Origin of the sequence: Burkholderia sp. Tr-862 (assembly GCF_011753085.1) — a bacterium.
In the GTDB taxonomy this organism is placed as follows: Bacteria; Pseudomonadota; Gammaproteobacteria; order Burkholderiales; family Burkholderiaceae; genus Burkholderia; species Burkholderia ambifaria.
In genome coordinates this window covers 86,104-104,022 of the sequence record NZ_VWWG01000009.1, presented here as the reverse complement: position 1 = coordinate 104,022, position 17,919 = coordinate 86,104, and the positions used below count along the sequence as shown (strand labels likewise).

The 17,919-nt window shown below is 65.5% G+C and carries 13 protein-coding genes and 2 pseudogenes; 8 read left to right on the top strand and 7 right to left on the bottom strand.

The features are described from left to right. The 4 genes and pseudogenes from F3J14_RS05575 to F3J14_RS05560 form a co-directional block, all read left to right on the top strand. A partial coding sequence (locus tag F3J14_RS05575) for an amidohydrolase family protein (protein WP_247682136.1) occupies positions 1-566 on the top strand: 566 nt, incomplete at its 5' end. Positions 567-614: 48 nt separating this feature from the next. After that, positions 615-776 (top strand): annotated as a pseudogene (locus tag F3J14_RS05570) (MerR family transcriptional regulator); the annotation flags it as partial. Between the two features lie 184 nt (positions 777-960). After that, the gene (locus tag F3J14_RS05565) at positions 961-1,917 is read left to right on the top strand and encodes a hypothetical protein (RefSeq protein WP_166722145.1); all 957 of its coding nucleotides are present in this window, start codon (positions 961-963) and stop codon (positions 1,915-1,917) included. 65 nt (positions 1,918-1,982) lie between these two features. Then, on the top strand, positions 1,983-2,432 hold the full coding sequence (locus F3J14_RS05560; RefSeq protein WP_166722144.1) for a GNAT family N-acetyltransferase: 450 nt from the start codon (positions 1,983-1,985) through the stop codon (positions 2,430-2,432). Between the two features lie 94 nt (positions 2,433-2,526). Here the strand turns inward: F3J14_RS05560 and F3J14_RS05555 are convergent, their stop codons facing one another. From F3J14_RS05555 to F3J14_RS05540, 4 genes are all read right to left on the bottom strand, one after another. Further along, entirely contained in the window at positions 2,527-5,412 is a 2,886-nt protein-coding gene (locus F3J14_RS05555) for a bifunctional YncE family protein/alkaline phosphatase family protein (RefSeq protein ID WP_166722143.1), read from the bottom strand. Positions 5,413-5,681: 269 nt separating this feature from the next. Next, positions 5,682-7,616 (bottom strand): SMP-30/gluconolaconase/LRE-like region family protein, encoded by a 1,935-nt coding sequence (locus tag F3J14_RS05550; RefSeq protein ID WP_166722142.1) that lies wholly within the window; start codon positions 7,614-7,616, stop codon positions 5,682-5,684. Positions 7,617-8,051: 435 nt separating this feature from the next. Then, a complete protein-coding gene (locus tag F3J14_RS05545) occupies positions 8,052-9,359 on the bottom strand; it encodes a dicarboxylate/amino acid:cation symporter (RefSeq protein ID WP_166722141.1) in 1,308 nt (435 codons plus the stop codon). A gap of 336 nt (positions 9,360-9,695) precedes the next feature. Beyond that, on the bottom strand, positions 9,696-10,901 hold the full coding sequence (locus tag F3J14_RS05540; protein WP_166722140.1) for an MFS transporter: 1,206 nt from the start codon (positions 10,899-10,901) through the stop codon (positions 9,696-9,698). Between the two features lie 303 nt (positions 10,902-11,204). Between F3J14_RS05540 and F3J14_RS05535 the strand changes: the two genes are divergently transcribed. Next, positions 11,205-13,352: a TonB-dependent siderophore receptor gene (locus F3J14_RS05535; RefSeq protein ID WP_211080325.1), complete on the top strand. Its 2,148-nt coding sequence runs from the start codon at positions 11,205-11,207 to the stop codon at positions 13,350-13,352. Positions 13,353-13,477: 125 nt separating this feature from the next. Here F3J14_RS05535 and F3J14_RS05530 read toward each other — a convergent pair whose 3' ends face one another. Genes F3J14_RS05530 through F3J14_RS05520 form a run of 3 tightly spaced genes read right to left on the bottom strand, consistent with a single transcriptional unit; the run spans position 13,478 to position 15,230 of the window. Next, positions 13,478-13,663, bottom strand: a complete 186-nt coding sequence (locus F3J14_RS05530; RefSeq protein WP_057926233.1) for a DUF1289 domain-containing protein — start codon at positions 13,661-13,663, stop codon at positions 13,478-13,480. A 2-nt stretch (positions 13,664-13,665) separates the two neighbouring features. Beyond that, the gene (gene dmeF, locus F3J14_RS05525; protein ID WP_166722139.1) at positions 13,666-14,946 is read right to left on the bottom strand and encodes a CDF family Co(II)/Ni(II) efflux transporter DmeF; all 1,281 of its coding nucleotides are present in this window, start codon (positions 14,944-14,946) and stop codon (positions 13,666-13,668) included. A gap of 11 nt (positions 14,947-14,957) precedes the next feature. Continuing rightward, on the bottom strand, positions 14,958-15,230 hold the full coding sequence (locus F3J14_RS05520) for a metal/formaldehyde-sensitive transcriptional repressor (protein ID WP_166722138.1): 273 nt from the start codon (positions 15,228-15,230) through the stop codon (positions 14,958-14,960). A 174-nt stretch (positions 15,231-15,404) separates the two neighbouring features. Here F3J14_RS05520 and F3J14_RS05515 point away from each other — a divergent pair, with 174 nt between their 5' ends. From F3J14_RS05515 to F3J14_RS05505, 3 genes and pseudogenes are all read left to right on the top strand, one after another. Then, the gene (locus F3J14_RS05515) at positions 15,405-16,382 is read left to right on the top strand and encodes a chromate resistance protein ChrB domain-containing protein (RefSeq protein WP_166722137.1); all 978 of its coding nucleotides are present in this window, start codon (positions 15,405-15,407) and stop codon (positions 16,380-16,382) included. Continuing rightward, positions 16,379-17,557 carry a chromate transporter gene (locus tag F3J14_RS05510; RefSeq protein WP_166722136.1) on the top strand — a complete coding sequence of 393 codons (1,179 nt, stop codon included), beginning with the start codon at positions 16,379-16,381 and terminating at the stop codon, positions 17,555-17,557. Before F3J14_RS05515 ends, F3J14_RS05510 begins: the two co-directional genes overlap by 4 nt. A 92-nt stretch (positions 17,558-17,649) precedes the next feature. Beyond that, a pseudogene (locus tag F3J14_RS05505) lies at positions 17,650-17,817 on the top strand (chromate resistance protein ChrB domain-containing protein); the annotation flags it as partial. Positions 17,818-17,919: the final 102 nt, after the last annotated feature.

Genomic DNA, 17,919 nt, shown 5'->3' with positions numbered 1-17,919 from the left:
TGCGTGAGGGGTTCGGGGGGTGCATGGTGAGCGCGCGCGGATTGAGGGCAGCTACATGTTGTGGTTGCACGCGTGCACACCCTAATCGTTTTGTACTGAGGCCGGCCGCGCTGGAGCGCGTCGCCGCGCACGGCCTCGCCTGGGATCTGCGCGTGCCGTTCTGGCATCTCCGCGACGCGGCGGCGCTGCTGGCCGATGCGCCCGGTATCGACGTCGTGCTCGAACACGCGGGGCTGCCGTGGGATCGCTCGGAAGCGGGGCTCGCGCGCTGGCGCAGCGGCATGGAAGCACTGGCCGCATCGCCGCGCGTGACTGTGAAGATCTCCGAACTCGGCTTGCGCGATGCGGTGTGGAACGAGGCGGACAACGCGCGGATCATCCGCGACACGATCGCGATATTCGGCTGGCAGCGCTGCCTGTTCGCGAGCAATTTTCCGGTGGCGGGGTTGCGCGTGTCGTATCCGGCGCTGCTGCGTACGTTTGCCCGCGCGATGGCAGACCTCGACGATGCGGCGCGTCAGGCGATCTGGCATGACAATGCGATGCGCGTGTACCGGATTTCGTGAACGGGCTTGACCCGGCCCTTGGGGTCGCCTTTATGCTGGGGGTGACGAATGAGCACGTCCACGCTTCGCTTGAGCGCCTCGGCGGCAGCCGCGCGGCTCGGCGTATCGGTGAAGGCGCTGCGGCTCTATGAGCGGCACGGTCTCGTCGCGCCGGAGCGAACGCCGGCGGGCTATCGCGTCTACGGCTCCGAGGATCTCGCACGCGCGAGTCGGCGGTTGTAATCGGGAAAGTAGTGGAAAAGTTCGATGCTTGGCGGGCACTGTCGGGACACGTCGGACAATCGCCCTGGCCCGATGGCCAACGTCGCGCTCAGCCGAGCGATCGCGCATAACATACAAGGCATCCGAACGAATTCGATTCCTGTATCGTCCACGTCTCCAGCCGACATTTCGCATGACCGCACGCCATGAAAACCGTACCGGCCCGGCCGATTTCGGCCGCCTCGACACCATGAGCCGATTTCGCGTCACTTACGACGGGCCCGCACTCGAATCTTCCGAAATGGACGTGCGCGAACTCGCGCCCGCACTGCTTGCGATCGGGGATTTGCTGGAGGCGTCGACACGGGCACTGTGCGGCGATCAGGTTCGACCGCGCGTGAACGTGCGCGGCAGCTTCAAGACCGGCAGCTTCGGGATCGACTTCACGCTCGCGACCTCGCTTCTCGGCCGCATGCGCGACCTCCTGAGCGGCAACGAAAGCACGGCGCTGGCCAATGCGGTCACGATCCTGACCGCGCTCGGCATCGCCGCGCCGAAGGCGAGGAAGGGTCTCTTCGCCGTCCTCAAGTGGTTGCGCGGGCGCGAGATCCAGCGGGTGCAGATGCAGGACCACACCGCGATGCTGCACGTGGACGGCGAGCAACTCGAGATCGACCTGTCGGTCCTCACGCTGCTGCGCGACGTCGGCGTTCGACAGGCCACCGAGCACGTGCTTGCGCCGCTCGCGCGCGACGGCATCGTGATTTTCGCGACCGGCACCGACACCGAGGTGGTCGAGACGATCACCCGCGATGAGATCGCATGGTTTCACGCGCCCGGACAAACCGACGCGCTCCTTCTCGACGAACATCGAAAGATGGCGTTCTCGATCGTGTCGCTCGCGTTCAAGGACGACAACAAGTGGCGGCTGTACGACGGCGCGTCGACGATTCACGCGGCGATCACGGATGCCGGCTTCCTGTCGCGCGTGAACAACAGCCAGATCAGTTTCAGCAAGGGTGACGTGCTCGTCTGCAATGTCCGTATGCAGCAGTGGCAAACCTCGGACGGAGCGAAAACCGAATACGAAGTCACGGATGTCCTCGAGCACCGCCCGGCCGGGCGGCAGATTCCGTTGGCCGGCCTTTGACCCGCCTCGCGATTGCTGCAATCATTGGCGTCGAAGCTCGATCCCCGAGCGCAACCACATCGCTCATGAAACCGGCGATCCGCCTGCGTCCCGCATCCTCGTCGGACCTGCCCTTTCTGCTGACACTCCGTCGGCTCACGATGACCGAGCATCTGCAACGCGTCGGCGCGCCTACCGACGATGAAGCGCACCACCGGCGCATCGCGGCGAACTTCGACGACGCGATGATCGTCTGCGAAAGCGCCGACACCGGCGTCAACGCGATCGGATTGCTGAAGGTGACGCGCTCCGCCGACGAATGGCACGTTCACCAGATCCAGATCCTGCCGGCCCGACAACGGCAACGCATCGGCGAAGCCGTGCTGCGCGAGTTGCTGGTCGAAGCGGCACGCGCGCACGTGCCCGTATCGCTCAGCGTGCTGCACGGCAATCCCGCCCGGCGACTCTACGAACGCCTCGGTTTTCGCCTCGTATCGGAAACGGAACACAGTGCGAATCTGCTATGGCGCGCGTGAGATCGAGCATCCCAGTCGACCGCCCTCGCGCGCCTTGCAAAAAGCACGTCCCTCCCGCCGGGAGGGACGCCCTCCAGATCAACCGCCCGGACGATCAATCGTCGTCGCGGCTCGCCACCTTCTGCGTCACGCCCCTCAGCTTCGGATACGGCTTCGATCCCATCATGCCTTTCCACAAGACCCGGTTGAACTGATCCGCCGGCACCTCGTCGGCATCGTCGAAGTCGAACTTCGCCGTGACCTTCGCCCAGTACGCCGCGTCATGCGTCGGCGTGACATCGGGCCCGGCCGCGTAGTGCAGCAGGTTCTCGCCCGCCCCTTCGGCCAGTCGCAGCCCGGTACCCTTCAGCGCCGTCGACGCGACGGCCGTATAGCTCCACGACGCCGGGCCATGCACGTCGAACACGTCGCTCATCGGTCGCTGGTAGGCGGTATTCAGGTTCATGTGCTGCGTGCCGAGCACGTCCTCGATGGTCCGCAGCGCGTTGACCTGGCTGTAGCGCGTCCGGATCACCGCGCCCTGCTTCACATACGGCCCGACGATGTACGCCGGCCCGCGATGCGAATCCACGTGGTCGGGACCATCCTGCACATCGTCCTCGGTCACGACGATCAACGTGTCGTTCGCATACGGGCTCTTCGCGACGGCCTCGACGAGCCGGCCGACCGCCAGGTCGTTGTCGGCCTGCTGCGTTTCCGGCGTATTCACGCCGGCGAACGCCGTGCCGAACGCGCCCATGTGATCGTGGGACAGGCGCACCAGCGACAGCGTCGGCAGGTTGCCGCTCGCGACATACTGGTCGAACTCGCGTTTCCACTCGTTCAGGCGCCACTGGTCCGGATAGGTCTGGTCGAAACCGCGGAAGTACACGTCGGTCATCGACGCCAGCCGCGGGTCCAGTGCGGCGACCTGGACGACGCCGGACGCGTGCGGGTCGACGATCGGGTTCGCGGCGGTGCCGATGCTGCCGATGTTGTTGACGAGGAATCCGTAGTTGCGGACCGTGCCGCCGCCAGCGAGCACCGCATCGAAGATGTAGCCGCGCTGGCGGCCGAACGGCGCATCGGACGACGCATGGTTGCCGGTGCCGGGCAGCAGGTTCGCCGCGCCGCCCGGCAGGCCGGCGGCCGCGTTGCTGTAGTTCGTCGTGCCGGCCGGGCCGGCTGCCGCATCACGCTGCTGCACCGATTCCCAGTTGACCGGCACGCTGCGGTTCGTGCCCTCGCTCTCGTACGACAGGCCGCGATTGACCGCCGCGTAGTTGATTTGCTGCGTGATCGTCTCGGTATTGGTGACGCGCCCCTGAAGCGCCCAGGACCAGCCGTCCATGCTGCCGTCGCCAGGGTTCATGAAGTTGTCGAGCGTCACGAACTGGCTCGCCAGCCGATGGAAGTTCGGCGTGATGTTCCGGCCGAACTGGGCGAGCCGCGGATCGCCGTCGGCCCCGTTGCCGATGTCGCCGAGTACCTGGTCGAACGTGCGGTTTTCCTTGACGACGTAGATCACGTGCTTGATGTGACGGCGCAGAAAGCCCATCACTTCGTTATCCCGGTCGTTGTCTTCCGGCCGATAGAAGTTGTTGCGCGCGGCCTGCTGCGTCAGCTTCGGCAGTTCGCCCGCCGCGGGCACCGGCGCGCTCACGAGCGACGCGCGCTCGAGCTGAAACTGGTATTCGTTCGACGCGCGCGACGCGGCGGCCTGCGCCGGGGTCGCGCCGGACAGGTGGTCCGGGTTCGGGCCGGTCGTGCTCTTGCCGTTCACCACGTACATCCACGTGCCGTCCGCGCTGAACGTCACGTCGTGCGGCTCGAAGGCGGTCGGAATCAATCCGGTGACGCGATACGCGCGCTCGCCGACGAGCGGAATGACGGCGATTTCGTTCGCGCCGGCGTTGGTCGCATACAGCGTTCGGCCGTCGCGCGACAGCGTGACCGCGTACGTCGCCGCGCCCGTGTGCGTCTGGCCGTGCGCCAGCACACCGGCCGGTGCGCGCGCGTCGATCCGCGTCACGATCGCGTTGGTGTTCGTGTCGATCACCGCGACCTGGTCGGCGTTGTCCTGCGCGACGAACAGCCTCGATTGCGACGCGTCGAGCGTCATGCCGAGCGCGTTGCCGTCCAGCTTGATGCGCTTGACCAGCCGCCCGCGAGACGGCGACGACACGTCGACGGCGATGATTTCGCGATCGCGATCCGACGACACATACGCGACACCGTTGCCCTTCACGACGACCGCGAACGGGAACGTGCCGCCGGCGTCGCCGCTGCGGCCTTCGTTGCCCGCAAAGAACGGGCGCAGGTCATGCTCGTAGCGCACGTTGTTGGTCGCGGTATCGATCACGCTGATCGAATCGTTGTAGTTGTTCGCGACCACCAGCGTCTTGCCGTCGGCCGACAACGCGAGGCCCGCCGCGTTCGGCTGCACGCGGATGCCGACGCCCTTGCCGCCGTGGCCGAGCGCGATCGTGGTCGACAGCGCCCACGTGCCGCCGTGCTGCGCATAGACGTAGACCGCGTCGTCGCTGCCGCCGGTCGCGTAGAGCGTGCTCCCGTCATGCGAGAACGCCAGGCCGACGAATGCGTTGGTCTGCTGAAGCACCTGCCGGAGCACGGGGCGCGTCTTGTTCGCCCCCGCAACGTCGTACAGGAAGATGAATTGCGTCGAGTTCGCGGTGTCGACGGAACCGTCCGGTTTGTACAGCGAGTTCTGGCCGGCGGTGATGATCGCCAGCGTCTTGCCGTCCGGGCTCAATTGCGAACGCACGGCCTCCCCCGCGACGAAATGCGGATAGGCCGGCAACCCGGGATTCAGGAACTGCTGGACCGCGCCACGAACGGCCAGCGGCGTGACGAACTGACCGCTCGGCACGCGAGCGGCATCGGCGGCGTCGAACCCGTCCGCGTGCGCCTGCGACGCAAGCAGCACGGCCGACATGATGGCTCCGAGCCGGAGCGCGCGCTTGACCTGGCTATGTTTCATAGGAATCCTCTGGAACAGTGGGGGCGATTATCGTCTGACGTGTCCGGCATGATCCTGGCCTTGTCTGCCCGTGTCGCGCGGTGGCGAGGGCCTGTGCCAAGCGATCGAATGGGTTGCGTCGGCTATCGCCGACGTGCCGGAATTACAGCGCCGCCCAGTGTCAAGCGGATGACCGGCTCCATTGCCGGCCGACCTATTACATATGGTTACAGCGAAGACGTTTCGATGACAGCCACCGTGGTGTCATCGTCGCATTCGACGCGCCGCCCTCAAGGCGTCCACCGATAAACGGTGATGCTGTTCCCCTTCACGTTGTTCTTCGTCACCACGTACTCGCCGTTCGAGCGGCGGTACGCGCGCACGCTGTACATCGCATCGATCGCGCTGCTGGTATCCACCGTCGCCGGGCTGGCATTGACGAGCGTCGTGTCGAGGTTGCCTGTGTCGAGGTTGAATGCGTCGATGTTCGGCCACAGCGGCCCGCTGCTGCTGAACCAGTAGCCGACGAACAAGTGATTGCCGGCTGCGTCGATCGACTTCGCGCCGCTATGCGGCAGCGTGATCACCGGATTCGGCTTCGTCGTGTTGCCCGCGCTCCAGCCGTGATACACCTCGATACGCGTACCGATCGACGTCCAGTCCGTACTCCCGACCACGCCCTGCGCAAGCACCATCGTGTCGCTGTCGGCGAGATAGACCACGCGCGTCAGCGGCTGGATGCTGGCGGGCACCGGCGTCGGCACGCCCGGCCCCCACGAAGGCTTGCCGCTCGCATCGAAGCCGGTCAGCGGATAGTGATAAATGGCGCCGGTCTTGTCGAGGCCGGCCCATACGCCGCCCTTGCTGTCGAGGCTGAAGCCGGCCGACACGCGCCGGGTCGTGTTGAACGCGGGCCCCGGGATCGATCCGTCGGGAATCGCGACATAGCCGTTGGCCGCGTTGAAGTGGAAGAAGTAGTAAACCGGCGGATTCTGTCCCGCTGCAACGAGGATCCGGTTCGCCCCGACCGACGTCAGCAGCCCGAAGTGCTCGTCGCGCTGCGTGTCGTTCATGTTGATGCGCGGATCCGACGGATACGTGAACGGATCGACCGTATTCGCGACGAAGGTGCCGCCCGCGGTGCCGCCGTAGATGTGCGTGCCGCTGTAGAACAGCGCGCCGTCCGTGACCGGATCCGGTGCGGCGATACCTTCGAAGTTGAGCGACTGCAGCGTCCACCGCAGGCTGCCGGTGCTGCTGTACGCGTGAATGTCGGTCGCGCCGTTGCGGCCGAGATCCCAGCTGCCGCCCCACGGGTTGTTGAGCACGTACAGATTGCCGCCCGTGTCCTTGCCGATCCCGACGATCCGGGTGAAGCGCTTCGCGCCGACCTGCCCCTTGATGCCCGCCGTCGTGTCGAGATAGCCGCCGCGCACGCCGAACGTGCCAGCCAGCGCGGGCCGGCCCGATACGGTATAGCGCTTGATGTTCATGTCGGGGCCTTCGTCGCCGACCAGCAGCTCGCCTGCCGCCGCATCGACATAGAGCGCCGACGGCTGCGAGCCGGCTGCGAGCCGGATCGTGTTCAGCAGCGCACCGGCCGGGCTGAATTCGACGATCGCGCCGGCGCTTTTCTGTGCGACCCAGACGTTCCCCGCGCCGTCGACTGCGAGCGCGCCCGGCGCGGACACGCCGATGTCCCGCTGCCAGACGCCGTCGGTCGTGAACACCCGCACGCGGTTACCGTAGAAATCGCTCGCGTAGAGCAGCGAGCCGGCCGTGGCGAGCCCGGTGACGACGTCGATGCGCGGCTGGTTCGTCGCGGCGGTGACCTGAATGAGCTTGTCGCGAAAGCGCGTCGCGCGGTTGTAGCGCCCGACCGCGCCGCTGCCGTAGCTGCTGCCGGGCTGCAGCGCGACGAACAGCGACGTCGCGTTGCCCGTGATCGCGCTGCCCTGGAATTCGGAATGCGCGCCGATCGAGCCGACACTCTTGCCGTTCTGGTAGATCGCGACGCCGCCCTCATCCTCGTCCCACATCGACGCGGTGTAGATCACGCCTTCGGGCGCGACCCACATCGAACGCGCGACGTTACCGACGTGCGCCGCGAGCGTGCCATACGTGTTCGCCAGCCAGTCGGTGGTGTTGCCCGCGTAGCCGGACGGCGCAATCGCGGCGATCGCGGCGGCGAGCAGCACGGCCCGAATCGATTTTCTGGCGACCATGGCTGAGGTTCTCCTGAATGGTGGAATCATTTACCCGAGGGGCAGCCGGATGGTTTGAATTAGGCAATGCGTAAATACTTCCGCTAAATCATCCGGTGCAGTCGGTATTACATCGGGCGTGCATTCGATAATCGGCAGCGTCGAGAATAGCTTTATATAAATCAAAAAAAATTACGAACCGCTCGCGCAGACGGCGTGCGCAATTGCGCGAGAGTGAATGATCACTCACGCGTGCACGCTTGATATCAGGGAAGTCAGGCTTGCGCCTTCGGGAATATCGCCGCCGGCTCGAATGCGACGTATTGAAATAACGGAGGGTTTTTCGGCAATTCGGGAAAATCGCCGGATGCGGGTAAACGAATGACCGCTGGGGGTATCGCGCCGGCCTGAATTCAGGTCGAATTCAGGCCGGCGCACATCACGACAACAGGGAAATCACGCGGACGTCGCCGTTTCCCGCACCTCCACCTGCTTGATCTCGCCGCCGCCGCCCGAATCCGCGTCGTCGCGCGGATCGCCGAGCTGGCCCTCCCACTTCGCGACCACGGCCGCCGCGATCGAGTTGCCGACGGCGTTGGTCGCCGAGCGCCCCATGTCGAGGAACATGTCGACACCCATGATCAGCAGCAGCCCGGATTCCGGCAGATGGAACTGATTGAGCGTCGCTGCGATCACGACGAGCGATGCGCGCGGCACGCCCGCCATCCCCTTCGACGTCACCATCAGCATCAGCAGCATCGTGATTTGCGTGCCGAGCGGCAGGTCGATCCCGTACACCTGCGAGATGAACAGCACCGCGAACGTGCAGTACATCATCGAGCCGTCGAGGTTGAACGAATACCCGATCGGCAGCACGAAGCTCGAGATCTTGCGGTTCACGCCGAACCGGTCGAGCGCGTCGAGCAGCTTCGGATACGCGGCTTCGGAACTCGCGGTCGCGAACGACAGCAGGAACGGCTCGCGAATCAGGCGGATCAGCGTGAACGCGCGCTTGCCGAGGAACGTCACGCCCGCGAGCGTCAGCACGCCCCACAGCAGCGCCAGCGCCAGATAGAAGCTCGCCATGAACTTCGCGAACGTGAGCAGGATGCCGAGCCCTTCCGTCGTGATCGTCGACGCCAGCGCGGCAAACACGGCGACCGGCGCGAACCACATCACCGCGCCCGTCACCTTCAGCATGACCTGCGCGAGATCGTCGATCACGCCGGTCAGGCGCTTGCCGGCGTCGCCGAGCGCGGACAGCGCGGTGCCGAAGAAGATCGAGAACACGACGATCTGCAGGATCTCGTTGTTCGCCATCGCCTCGGCGATCGACTTCGGCACCAGGTGGACGACGAAGTCCTTCAACGTGAATGTGGCCGTCTTCAGGTTCAGCGTCGCATCGGCGGCCGGCAGCGGCAGGCTCAGGTGGCTCCCCGGCTTCAGGATCGTCGCGGTCACGAGACCGAGCACCAGCGACGTGAACGACGCGATGAAGAACCAGCCGAACGCCTTCACGCCCACGCGGCCGACCGACCCGCTGTCGCCCATCTGCGCGATGCCGACCGTCAGCGTCGCGAACACCAGCGGCGCGATGATCATCTTGATCAGCCGCAGGAACACGTCGGACAGCAACGACACGTAGCCGGCGACTTCCCTGGCCATTTTCGGGTCGGGAAACGCGCTATGACAGGCGTAGCCCACGGCGATGCCCAGCGCCATCGCGATGACGATGTACCGGGTGATGTTGTGCTTCTTGTTCATTAGCAATCCAAATTACGGAACATGTGTTTCCAACGGCAGGTCGATCGCCGGCATCGAAACGGGAACGGAATTCCGCGAGCGCGGCGCGCGCCATTTCGACTGCCGGAGCCCGTCCGTGGGCATGGCCACGGCGAACGGGGGGCATTCTATCGCAAACCCCGGACGATCTTTCAATTCTGAAAGGGAGGATGGCGAGGCAAGGCGGGCGTAGGCGCCGGAGCAAGCGTTCTGCCGCAGCGGGACTGGGCCACGCCGCCGGTTCGGGATAGGCGCACTGTCGCGCCGGCGGTCAGCCTGGCCGTCCGCGGGACATCCACGAAACCGCCATGCGACGCATCACGCCGCCGACGTGCCCGGTCTCGGCATGAACCGGCACAGGCACAGCGGCACCACGACCAGCGCGGCGCCCGCGAGAAACGTGGTCGACGCGCCGAAATGCGTCCACAGCGCGCCGGCGATGCTGCTCGCGAGCAGCATGCAGATGCCGCTCACCAGGTTGAATACGCCGAACGCGGTGCCGCGCAGCGTGGCCGGCGAGGTTTCCGACACCATCGCGGCGAGGATGCCCTGCGTAAAGCCCATGTGCAGCCCCCACACGGCCACGCCGACGAACATCGAGATCGTCGACGTGCCGATGCCCAGCAGCAGGTCGGCCGCGATCAGCAGCACCATGCCGGCCGCGAGCAGCACGCGGCGATCCAGCCGGTCCGACAGGATGCCGACCGGCCAGGCGGACAGCGAATAGGCGACGCTCATCGCGACCATCACCGCCGGGATCCATGCGGCGTCGAGCCCGGTCTGCTGCGCGCGCAGCACCAGGAACGCCTCGCTGAAACGCGCGAGCGTGAAGGTCGCGCCGGCCGCGACGACGAACCAGTAGCTGCGCGGAAACTCGCGCAGCGCGCGCCAGCGCAGCGGCGAGCGGAAGCGCCGTTGCGATTCCGCCCGATCGGGCTCCCGCACGCCGAAGACGATCAGCGCGATCGCGATGAAGGCCGGCACCACGGCAAACCAGAGCACGGTCCGGATGCGGTCCCCGAACCACAGCATCAGCGCGATGGCGAGCATCGGGCCGAGAAACGCGCCCACGGTATCCATCGACTGACGCAGGCCGAAGCACGCGCCGCGGATTTCGGGCGGTGCGACGTCGGCCACCAGCGCGTCCCGCGGTGCGCCGCGAATCCCCTTGCCGACGCGATCGAGCAGGCGGGCCGTCACGACCACGGCCGGGGTGGACGCCAGCGGAAACAACGGCTTGGTCAACGCCGCGAGGCCGTAACCGAGCAGCAGCAGTCCCTTGCGGCGCCCGAGCCAGTCGCTGATCGCGCCGGAGAACACCTTCACGATCATCGCGGTCGCCTCGGCCGCCCCTTCGAGGATGCCGAGCGCGACGACGCTCATCCCCATCGTCGACACCAGATAGATCGGCAACAGCGCATGGATCAGCTCGGACGACAGGTCCATGAACAGGCTGACGAGGCCCAGCGCCCACACGGTCCGCGGAATCGCAGGCTTGCCGGCAATCGGTGATGGAACGCTCATGACGGGTTGACATCAAGGTTGGGGGCGGCGTACGCCGGGGTTCCTGTCGCAGCGAGCACTTACTACGGCGAATCCGTGCGGGACCCTGTGTCCTGCGAGATTCTCGAGCACATTCTGGACGAGACCAGCGCACATATCGACTGGATCGACACGCAATGCGTAAGAGCAGCCCCATCGCGCGGCACAAACATCAGACAAATCAACAATCCAGTGCAATGCAACACTTGTTGACCTTCGAATCCTTTCAAATGATAATGCGTCGCGTTACGAAATTACGAATCATTACGCACGATAGGTTGGGAGATGAGACGAGTATTGCACCCGGCACGACGAGCCGTCCTGGCCGCCGTTGCGTGCCAGCCGATCATGGTTGGCGCAGCCTTCGCGCAGGAAAACACCGCTGCGCCGACGAGCACGACGACCAACATGTTGCCGGCCGTGTCGGTGAGCGCGAGCGCCGTTCGCGATCCGGGAGAAGGCTACAACCCAACGAACGCGGTCAGCGCCACCCGGATCGACGCACCGCTGCGCGATATCCCGCAGACGGTGAACGTGATCACGGCCGAAGTGATGCGTGATCAGCACGCAAATTCCCTGCAAGACGTGTTGAAGAACGTCGCGGGCGTCGGGTTTTCCACCGGCGACGGTCAGCGCGACCAGGTCACCATTCGCGGCTTCTCCGCGATTGCCGACCAGTTCGTCGACGGCATTCGCGACGATGCGCTCTATTTCCGCGATCTGTCGAACGTCGATCGGGTAGAAGTCGTCAAGGGCCCTGCTGCCGTTCTTTATGGCCGGGGTTCTTCAGGTGGACTAATCAATCGTGTGACGAAAAAACCCGGAGTCGACGTCACCAACCTCGGTGTCAGCTACGGTTCGTGGGCCGATCGTCGGGTCGAAGCCGACGTCGGCCGCGTGCTCGCGAACGGCGCGGCCTCGTTCCGGATAACCGGCGCGCACGAGGAAGCCAAGAGCTATCGGTCGCAGCAGTTTCTGAATCGCACGGCGGTCGCGCCGTCGTTCGAATTCCGCATCGCGCCGAAGACGACGGTGTTGCTGCAGGCCGACTACCTCGAAGATCGCCGCGTGACGGACTTCGGCATCCCGGCCTACAAGGGACGGCCGGTCGACGTGCCGGCATCCGCCTATTACGGCGCGGCGAACGCCGGCGAGGTCGACTACTCGCGATCGCGTGTCTATTCGAGCACCGCGACGATCAAGCACGAGTTCAACGAACAGTGGTCGATCCGCAATGCCACTCGCTACTATCACTATTCGCTCGACCGGAACAACACGCTCGTCGGCAGCGTCAACGAAGCGAACCGGACGTTCACGCTGAATCACGGCAACGTCTATCGCGAGGAACACGGCTGGTTCAACCAGACCGATCTCACGCAAAAAGCCACGCTGTTCGGCATGAAGCACGAGTTGCTGTACGGGATGGAATTCGGCCAGCAGAACAAGGATCTCGTCAATTATTCGACTGCCGTCGCCGGCGCGAACGGCAAGCCGATGAATTTCGACCTGTTCGCGCCGGCGCTGCCGACGCTGCCGCTGCACACGTCGACCACGCCGGCCGCCAACAACCTCGGCATCTTCAAGACGCTCGGGTTCTACACGCAGGACCTGATCAGCTTCAACGATCAGTGGAAGGCGCTGGTCGGCATCCGCTACGACCGCTTCGAGCAGGAGACGCTCGACCGCCGTCCCAAACAGCCGGGCCTGTCGCGTACCGACACCGCATGGAGCCCGCGCCTGGGCCTGGTCTGGCAGCCGACTCGGACGCAGTCGTACTACGTGTCGTGGAGCCGCTCGTTCCAGCCGTCGGGCGAGGCGTTCTCGCTCGCGGCCAACAATGCGGAACTCGCGCCGGAAACGACGACCAACACCGAGATCGGTGCAAAGTACGACTGGCTCGGCGGCAAGGCCACCACGACGATCTCGGTGTTCCGGCTGGATCGCAGCAACATCAAGATCACCAACGGGGCCGGCACGGCGCTGATTCCGATCGGCGAGCAGCGGACCGACGGCGTGGAACTCAGCGGCGCAGCCGAGCTCAGCCACGGCTGGCGCGTGCTGGCAGGCTACGCGTACCTGGATGCAACCGTCACGAACTCGACCGCTGCATTGCAGGGCAAGCGGGCAACGCTCACGCCGCGTCACTCCGGCAATCTGTGGCTGACCAAGAATCTCGGTAGCGGCTTCGGCGTTGGCGGCGGCCTGAACTTCGTCGGCGGGCGGATGGCCGATCCGCAGAACACCGTGACCTTGCCGGGTTACGTGACGGCCGACATGATGGCCTGGTACGCGCGCGGCCCGATGTCGCTTCAGTTGAACCTCTACAACCTGTTCAACAAGGGCTATATCGTCTCGGCACACGGCTCGAACGCGAACCTCAACCTGCCGGGGGCACCGCGCAGCGTCATGGCGACGTTGCGATACGAGATGTAGAAGCGGTGCGTTGCCGATGACGCGTGCCGGGCCGGGCCGGCTGGCGGCCCTACGCGACGTGCCTCGTCGGCAAGATAGGGACGCGGTCGCGCGGCGTGTCGCTGTCCGGCCGCGCAAGCCTGCAATCAGTCGGTCGTGTCCCGCGTCAGCTTCGCGTGCCGCCGCGCGCGGTCGTTCACGATCTGGTGGCGCCGGTGGTCCGTCATCTTCTTCCAGCCGCGCGCTTCTTCGCGCGTGCGCAGGCATGCCACGCAGTAGCCGGTCCGGCCGTCGAACGAACACACGTCGACGCAAGGGGATTTGACCGCCATGTCTACTGCCCTCGCGTCGCCGGCACCACTTCGACGGTGACATGCGACAGGTTGCCGAAGCGCTGGAGCACGCCGTGATAGAAGCGCGCATCCCGCTTCGGGTCCGCCGTCGCCACCGACACGACCGCGCTCATGTGCCCCGGCCCGAGCCGCCAGACATGCAGGTCGCCGACGCGGTCGCCAACGCCTTCGATTGCATCGCGCACATTGTCCGTCAGACGACGGTCCGAATTCATGTCGAGCAGGATGCCACCGGTGTCGCGCATCAGGCCGTACGACCAGTTCGCGATCACGAGCGCGCCGATGATGCCGGCCAGCGGATCCATCCACACCCAGCCGAACGCGCGCGCGAGCAGCAGCCCGACGATCGTCAGCACGGACACGGCCGCATCGGCGATCACGTGGATATACGCGGAACGGATGTTGTGGTCGCGCGCCGCCGCCGCGGACGCGCCATGGTCGTGCTCCTCGAACGCCAGTGCGTGCTCGCGGCCGTTCAAGCGGACGATCGCCTTGAATTCATGTGGCTCGGGAATGTCGTCGGTCGACTCCAGGTAAGCGCCGCGACTTTGCATCGCGAACGTCTGCCGCGTGCCGTCCGGACGGATCGTCGTCACCGACACGGCGCTCGCCTCGACGCGCTTCGTATCGTTCGTCGCGGGGGCCACACGGAAAACCGGCGGGACGCCATCCTCGAACACCGATACGAGAAACACGCCTTGCCGATCGAAGATCCGGTGCGCGTCCTCCTCGTGTTCGTGAGCGTCGTGCGCATGCCCGTGGTGATGGTGATGACCATGACCGTGGCTATGGCCATGATGATCGCCGCTCAGCAGCCAGACGCTCGCGACGTTGACGAGCAGGCCGACAACCGCGATCGGAATGGCCTCGCCGAAATGAATCGGTACCGGGGCGAGCAGGCGCGCAACCGCCTCGTACCCGATCAGCAGCGCGATCATCGCGAGCACGATCGCGCTCGTGAAGCCCGCGAGATCGCCGAGCTTGCCCGTGCCGAACACGAAGCGCGGGTCGCTCGCATGCTTGCGCGCGTAGGTGTAGGCGAGCGCGGCGATCAGCATCGCGCCCGCATGCGTCGACATGTGCAGGCCGTCCGCGATGAGCGCCAGCGAGCCGAACATCGACCCGCATGCGATCTCCGCCACCATCATCGCCGCGCACAGCGCGATGACCATCCAGGTCCTGCGTTCGTTCTGCTCGTGCGCCGCGCCGAGAAAGATGTGGTCGTGCCCGGCGCCGAAGGCGTCGTTCCTGAAGCCGTTCATTTCGCCCTCGATTACTTGAAGTAGCTGTGGACGACTTCGATCAGCTGTTCGGTCGCGCTGCCTTCATCGGCGTGATGTTCGGCGTCGACCAGATGGCTGCGGATGTGATCCTCCAGCACGACCGCGAGCAGGCCGTTCATCGCGCCGCGGCCGCTCGTGATGAGGCGCAGGATTTCGTTGCAACCGCGCTCGTCCTCCAGCGCGCGTTCGATCGCTTCGACCTGTCCCTTGATGCGGCGGACACGGTTCAGCAGCTTCTGCTTTTCCTGGATGGTGTGGCTCATGGCAGTCCCTTCATATACCGGGGGGGACTATATATCAGATCGGTTTTCCATATAGGGGGAGGGGTATATCCGCCAAACGTCAGACGAAGAAGGGGATTGCCCCGCCGCCATGCCATCGCAGCCCTTGCCAAAGTTTTCTTGTAGAATTCATAACGCTTGCGTAGCATCTTCTACATGAATACGCTCACGACATGGTCGCTCCTCGTGCTCACGCTTCCCACGCAGAACGCGACGGCGCGCATGCGGTTCTGGCGTTCCCTCAAGGCGAAGGGCTGCGCGGTATTGCGCGACGGCATCTATCTACTCCCGCACTCGGAGGAGCATGAAGCGGCCCTGCGCGAGCTCGCAGACGCGATTGCCGAGAGCGGCGGCACTGCCCACCTGTTGCGCGCGCCGAGTCTCGACGCGTCACAGGACCTGGAGTTCCGGACGCTCTTCGATCGAGGCGACGACTACACCGCCTTCATTCAGACCCTCGCGGAAGCCCGCAAGACCTTTGCCGGACAGTCCGCCACGGAACTCACGCGCTTGCTACGGCGCGTGCGCAAGGACTTCGACGCGATCCGGGCAATCGATTACTTCCCGAGCGACGCAGCGACCCGCGCCGAAGTCGCGCTGCAGGACTTCGTCGCGCTGGTCGATACCGTGCTGTCGCCGGGCGAGCCGCACGCTGCCGAGCGCCCCGTCCGCCAGCTCGCAATGGACGAGTACCAGGGACGAACCTGGGCGACGCGCCAGCGCATGTGGGTCGATCGTGTCGCCAGCGCGTGGCTGATCCGCCGCTTCATCGACACCCGCGCACGCTTCATCTGGCTCGCGTCGCCGGCAGATTGTCCCGCCGACGCGCTGGGCTTCGATTTCGACGGCGCTGCATTCACCCATGTCGGCGAGCGCGTCACGTTCGAGGTTCTGCTCGCGAGTTTCGGGCTCGACGCGAATGCTGCACTCGTGCGGCTCGGCGAGATCGTGCATGCGCTCGACGTAGGCGGCCCCGCGGCGCCCGAAGCGATCGGCTTCGAGGCCGTGATGGCCGGCACGCGCCAGCGCGCGGAGAACGACGACCAGTTGCTCGAGCACATGAGCGCCGTGCTCGACGCGCTGTACGCGCATTTCTCATCGACCGGAAAGAACGGGAACGGAGCCAGGTCATGACCACCGCCATCGCCGCGACCGAACCGACCTACTCGCTCGGCGAGCTGGTCGCCTACATGCTGCGTCTCGGGACGTTCGGCTTCGGCGGGCCGGTCGCGCTCGCCGGCTACATGCGTCGCGACCTGGTCGAGCGTCGCGGCTGGATCACGGAAGCCGACTACAAGGAAGGACTCACGCTGGCCCAGCTCGCGCCGGGGCCGATGGCCGCGCAGCTCGCGATCTATCTCGGGTTCGTCCACTATCGTCTCCTGGGCGCGACGCTCGTCGGATTCGCGTTCGTGCTGCCGTCGTTCCTGATGGTGCTCGCGCTCGGATTCGCGTACGCACACTTCGGCGGGCTGTCGTGGATGCAGGCGGTTTTCTATGGTGTCGGCGCCGCGGTGGTCGGCATCATCGCGATGAGCGCGTACAAGCTGACCACCAAAACCGTCGGCAACGACAAGTTGCTTTGGGCGATCTTCCTGACGCTCACCGTCGTCACGTTCGTCACCGAATCGGAAATCGCGTGGCTCTTCATCGCGGCCGGCTTGATCGGCTGGCTGTGGCGCGCGCCGCCCAAGTGGCTGCATCGGGGCGGGCTGAACGCGGTGGCCGCCGCCAACCTGCCGGCCGCCAGCGGAATACTGAGCGGCATCGACCTGCCGCAGCTCGTGCAGATCGGCGCGTTCTTCACGAAGGCGGGCGCGTTCGTGTTCGGCTCCGGGCTCGCGATCGTGCCGTTCCTCTACGGCGGCGTCGTCACCGAACATCACTGGCTGAACGACAGGCAGTTCGTGGATGCCGTTGCGGTCGCGATGATCACGCCCGGCCCGGTCGTGATCACCGTCGGCTTCATCGGGTATCTCGTGGCCGGCTTGCCCGGCGCGTGCGTCGCGGCACTCGGCACGTTCCTGCCTTGCTATCTGTTTACCGTCATTCCCGCGCCGTACATGAAGAAGTACGGGCACCGTCCGGACGTCAAGGCATTCGTGGACGGGATCACCGCCGCAGCCGTCGGGGCGATCACGGGCTCCGTCCTGGTAATCGCGAAACGCTCGATCGTCGACATACCGACCGCACTGGTCGCCGTCGCAACCGTGCTGCTGCTGTGGCGCTTCAGGAAGCTGCAGGAGCCGGTCATCGTCACTGCGGCGGCGCTCTTCGGGCTCGTGGCCTATCCGTTGCTGCATCATTGATTCATGCTGCGGGGTCGCGACCAACACGCATCGGGCGATGTTCGAGCGGCGGCATTGCCGCATAACCTCGCCCGCTGAACAGGAGAAACACGATGAAGCGGATGACGCGTGAACGGCCGAAAATCGATCGCATCGCATGTCCGTGGCCGATCACCCGGTTTGTCGACGACGCTCCGGAATTTCTCTATGTCCCGGCTCCGGCCGTCCTGCGATTGGCGGGTGAAACGGGGGCGGCTCCATGCGACGTGCCGGATGTCGAGCGTGATGTACGACGCGCTCTACGCGTGGTTCCTGCGTGATGCACGTGCCTGGCAATCGGTCCGTGTCCTGGCTCGCCGGCCGAATGCTGCCGGCCGGTGCCG